This window comes from Microcoleus sp. PH2017_09_SFU_O_A (assembly GCF_020738625.1).
In the GTDB taxonomy this organism is placed as follows: Bacteria; Cyanobacteriota; Cyanobacteriia; order Cyanobacteriales; family Microcoleaceae; genus Microcoleus.
The window spans coordinates 1-3,850 of record NZ_JAEQCF010000167.1 but is presented as its reverse complement, the minus strand read 5'-3'; the positions used below and the strand labels follow the sequence as shown (position 1 = coordinate 3,850).

Here is a 3,850-nt window from a genome sequence, read left to right as displayed (position 1 = left end):
AATTTGTTATCAGCAATTTATAATTATGAGTTAGCTCTAGGGGGATTAAATTGAAAATCTTTTATTATAGCATAGATTTTTTTTGCAAGAGGTCTATTGATATTATGCAGACTAGATTAAGGAAGTTTTGTAGTGCAACTTGATAATTTTTAACAAAAAAGCTATGCTTATTTCATTATGTCAGTGGGCAATAGTCTGCCCTCTTAAAATACTGATTTCCTCAAATTGCCACTATCGCTGTCTGTTGAGGACCTGGGGATCACAGCCACTTCCTCCAGCCAACCTGCTTTTTAGCTCTTCCTTATCATAGACCGATCGCGAAAAACTGCAAAGCGAAAAAAGACGGAAAAAGACGGGTATTTCTAAAATCGCGATGCAAGGCGGAAAAAGACTGATAAAGACGGATAAAGTCGGGTATACTAACCATAGTTCTCCGACCCCCCTACTGATGGACACTGCCCATATCTTGCAATTTGTAGATGAAGTGCTCAGCGCGAAGACAGGCAAACATCTAAATGACTTGCAGCGTAAAATTATCGAGGGAATAATGAATCGAAAAAAGTATTCTGATATTGCAGATACTTACGGTTGTACGGCGGGTCATGCTAAGGATGTAGGTTATAAACTTTTGCAAATGTTATCTGATACTTTTGATGAACCAGTTGATAAAAGTAATCTGGAATCTGTTCTAGAACGGCAATTAAATCTGAATATAAATTTTGGCGATCGCAACACTACTAATTTTTGGGAGAGCAACACAATTAATTATATCAATGGTTGCTCAGAACTACCCACTTCTACCCCAGATAAAAGTCAGCCTGCGACTCCCGACTACCAGGACGGCACGAATCAAGTTAAAATTGACATGGTTGGTAAATTACGACAGTTGGGATTGAAGGATGAGCAAATTGCAGGGGTGCTAGGACTACCCTTGGATGTCGTGAAGCAGATAGATTAAAAAGAATGAGTTTATTTTTCGATCGCTCTTTTGCCTTTCATCACTACACAGCGGTAGTCAAAGCTGTTAAAGAGTGTGGCAGAAAAGCTAAAACAATAGCGTTTTCTGGAATACCTTGGTCTATTAAATTTTGGGTAATGCCACATTCCATGCCGTCGTATTCAATATAAACTTTTCCATCTTCTAGGGTAATGTAAATTAAATTCCCTCTCACTCGCCGTCCTCTATCCCAACCCACTTGCATTAAAGCATAGCGATCGCGTGTTTCATCAAACACCGAATCTAGTCTAATCTCTCCATGAGAAGGACGCAACTTAGCGTATTGAAGAATCACCTGTTTTACGATTTCTCGATAGGTCGCGCTGGTATCCATTGTTTTACCTCGGTTTTTTCAGTCCGCGTAGGCGGACTTCGTTTGTGTAGACGCGGTTTCAACCGCCGAGTCATAAAGGAACTTCTACTATTTTATCGATTGCACCCCCAAATTTTAATAGTTCTGTCACTGCTGCCGCTCGCCAAAAACTCTCCTTCCGGGCTAAAATTAACAGAATACACCGAGTTAGTATGACCCGCAATATTACAAATTTCTTCACCGTCTTTAACCCGCCAAATCTTGATTGTTTGATTGCTGCTACTAGCCAGAATCTCGCTATCTGGACTAAATGCGATCGAATCAACATACCAAGAATGACCTGCAATTGTTAAAACTTCTTGCCCGTCTTTCATCCACCAAATTTTGATCGTATTGTCGTGACTGCCGCTTGCCAGAAACTCTCCGTTTGGGCTGAAAGCTAAACAGCGAACGCAGTCTGTATGACCTATCAGCGTGCGAATTAGCTTGCCATCTTTGACTCGCCAAATTTTGATGGTTCTGTCCCAACTGCTGCTAGCAATAGTTTCTCCGTCTGGACTGAAGGCGACAAAGTAAACTAAGTTAATGTGACCGGAGAATGTGCGAATTTCTTGCCCGTCTTTCACGCGCCAAAGTTTGATGGTTTTGTCCCAACTGCTACTAGCAATAGTTTCGCCATCTGGACTGAAAGCTAAGCCATAAACGGAGTTAATGTGACCGGAAAGTGTGCGAATTTCTTGCCCGTCTTTCATTCGCCAAAGTTTGATTGTTTTGTCGTGGCTGCTGCTGGCGAGTGTCTTTCCGTCAGGGCTGAAAACTACTGTATGAACTGAGTTTGTGTGTCCTGCGAGAGTCACTATTTCTTGCCCGTCTTCAACTTGCCAAAGTTTGATTGTTTTGTCATCGCTGCCGCTGGCGATAACTTCTCCGTTGGGGCTGAAAGCTACAGATGAAATTAAGTTTTTGTGTCCGCTTAATGTGTGAATACATTGCCAGTTATGGGTTTGCGGTGGGGGCGGATTGGGATTAGTGGCGGGTTTAACTGGTTTGGTGATTTTTTGCGGAATGGTGAGTTTAATTGCTGCTTCTGGATTCAGTTGTGTTAATACTTCTACAGCCATTTGATAGCGGCGGTTGGTAGCATTTTCAATCATTTTATCTAAAATTTTCCCGAGTTCTTTACTCACCGGGTTGTTACTTAAATACTGCCGCCAAATCCAGGCATCCTCGCCCGGATCGAACAAATCAAATGGGGAAATTTGAGTTAATAAATACAGGCAAGTTACGCCTAAACTGTACAAATCGCTGGTGAAAAATGCTTTGCCTCGGGCTTGTTCGGGGGCGATGTATTCGGGGCTGCCGATGCTGGTTCCTGTTTTGAGTAATGCCGTACCTGTGGCAATTTTGGCAGCGCCAAAGTCTACTATAACTAATTGTTTATCGGCGCGGCGGATGATGTTTGCGGGCTTGATGTCTCGGTGAATGACGTTGTGGGAATGGATGAAGTGCAGTACGGGTAGTAAGCTATTTAGTAAGTCTAGAATTTGAGTTTCTGTAAATGTGCCTTCTGTTGCTATAATTTGTGCTAGGTTTTGTCCGTCGATGAATTCTTGGACTACATATTGTCGGTTGTCTTGGATGGAATAGGCTAATAGTTCGGGAATTTGAGGGTGTTTTCCCAATTCATCCAATCGCATTGCTTCTTGTTCAAAAAGTTCGGCGGCTTTTTTGCTGTTGCGATTGCTGGCTGATGGGATGAGTTGGGTTTCTGTGGGTAAAAATTGTTTGATGACGCAGCGGGGTTTTGAGGGTTTGTCTTCGTCAACGGCGAGGAATGTTCTGCCAAAACCTCCTTGTCCGATCGCCTTTATGGCCCGATATCTGTCGCGCAGCAGCAGTTTTGACCGACAATTTCGGCAAATTTTGGCTGCATCCGGGTTTTGGGGCTTGGAACAGTTGGGGTTTAGGCAGTAACTCATTCGATTTTGGATTTTGGATTTTGGATTTGAGATTATTTGTATCAACCAGTAAATATTATACCTCTTGCCAGACTCTATATAATTTGGTTTGTAGTGAGGACTTTAGTCCTTCTATCTTAGTTAAAGAAAGAAGGACTGAAGTCCTCGCTACGAACCTTTTAGAATTAACTGAAGATACAAACTTTGGTTTGTATTGAGGGCTTTAGTCAAATGGCACTGAAAAAGTGACCAAAAAAAAATCTGTAAGGCAATATATATATAGATCATTGCCTTACAAATCAAAAAATCTCTCTTTATTATGCCAAATCGTGCGTCTATTCTCAAACAACAATTTTTACAGAGCGTTGCCTCACCTTGGGAAAAACTGCTGCCAGAAAAGTTAGTCTATTCGCTTCTAGCGAAAGAGAAAATCACCTACTACCAAAGCATCTACACACCGATAGTCACCTTGTGGGCGATGGTATCCGGCTCTCCAGAACTTATGGTGATAATTTTATCTAATGCAAGAAACAAGCTAATACGCGATTTCTAAAATTATCAAAATTAGAAAAGCCATACCCT

At 41.8% G+C, this 3,850-nt stretch carries 4 protein-coding genes; 2 read left to right on the top strand and 2 right to left on the bottom strand.

The genetic code is table 11. The features are described from left to right. The first annotated feature begins 448 nt into the window (after positions 1-448). Positions 449-958, top strand: coding sequence for a hypothetical protein (locus tag JGK16_RS32235; protein ID WP_293193943.1), 510 nt, complete (start codon positions 449-451; stop codon positions 956-958). A gap of 43 nt (positions 959-1,001) precedes the next feature. On the opposite strand, the gene JGK16_RS32230 is transcribed toward JGK16_RS32235, so the two are convergent. After that, positions 1,002-1,331 carry a XisI protein gene (locus tag JGK16_RS32230; protein ID WP_293193941.1) on the bottom strand — a complete coding sequence of 110 codons (330 nt, stop codon included), beginning with the start codon at positions 1,329-1,331 and terminating at the stop codon, positions 1,002-1,004. 92 nt (positions 1,332-1,423) lie between these two features. After that, the gene (locus JGK16_RS32225; RefSeq protein ID WP_293193939.1) at positions 1,424-3,289 is read right to left on the bottom strand and encodes a serine/threonine-protein kinase; all 1,866 of its coding nucleotides are present in this window, start codon (positions 3,287-3,289) and stop codon (positions 1,424-1,426) included. Positions 3,290-3,587: 298 nt separating this feature from the next. Here JGK16_RS32225 and JGK16_RS32220 point away from each other — a divergent pair, with 298 nt between their 5' ends. After that, on the top strand, positions 3,588-3,821 hold the full coding sequence (locus JGK16_RS32220) for a hypothetical protein (RefSeq protein ID WP_293203590.1): 234 nt from the start codon (positions 3,588-3,590) through the stop codon (positions 3,819-3,821). Positions 3,822-3,850 lie beyond the last annotated feature (29 nt).

Coding starts and splice junctions, on each gene's coding strand:
- JGK16_RS32235 (WP_293193943.1), top strand. CDS start 449: ATGGACACTGCCCATATCTTGCAATTTGTAGATGAAGTGCTCAGCGCG.
- JGK16_RS32230 (WP_293193941.1), bottom strand. CDS start 1,331: ATGGATACCAGCGCGACCTATCGAGAAATCGTAAAACAGGTGATTCTT.
- JGK16_RS32225 (WP_293193939.1), bottom strand. CDS start 3,289: ATGAGTTACTGCCTAAACCCCAACTGTTCCAAGCCCCAAAACCCGGAT.
- JGK16_RS32220 (WP_293203590.1), top strand. CDS start 3,588: ATGCCAAATCGTGCGTCTATTCTCAAACAACAATTTTTACAGAGCGTT.